Genomic DNA, 439 nt, shown 5'->3' with positions numbered 1-439 from the left:
ACGCACGACGACGGAGCTGCCGCAGCTGATGCGCGTGGCCGACGGCCTGGTGCACTGCACGCCGGTAGGCATGGCAGCCCACCCGGGCGTCCCGCTGGATATGGATTTGCTGGAGCCCCGGCACTGGGTGGCGGACATCGTCTACCGCCCCATCGACACCGAACTGGTCCGCGGCGCCCGCGCCAAGGGCTGCGAGGTCCTGGACGGCGGCCGGATGGCGGTGGGCCAGGCAGCCGACGCCTTCCGGATCTTCACCGGGCTGGAAGCTGACCCGGAACGCATGCGCTCCCACTTCCTGGAGCTTGTGGCCGCCGAGGCGGTGGCCGCCTGATGCGCACCGGAATCGCCACCGTGTGCCTCTCCGGCACCCTGAAGGAAAAGATGCAGGCCTGCGCCATCGCCGGCTTTGACGGGATTGAGATCTTCGAGCAGGACCTGG

At 69.5% G+C, this 439-nt stretch carries 1 pseudogene; it reads left to right on the top strand.

Features of this window, described 5'->3' with window-relative positions:
* A pseudogene (locus AC1DKD_RS42150) lies at positions 1 to 331 on the top strand (shikimate dehydrogenase); the annotation flags it as partial.
* Positions 332 to 439: the final 108 nt, after the last annotated feature.

This window comes from Cupriavidus sp. 05T313 (genome assembly GCF_056396665.1).
The sequence above is the reverse complement of the archived record's forward strand: the minus strand, read 5'-3'. Positions and strand labels throughout refer to the sequence as shown.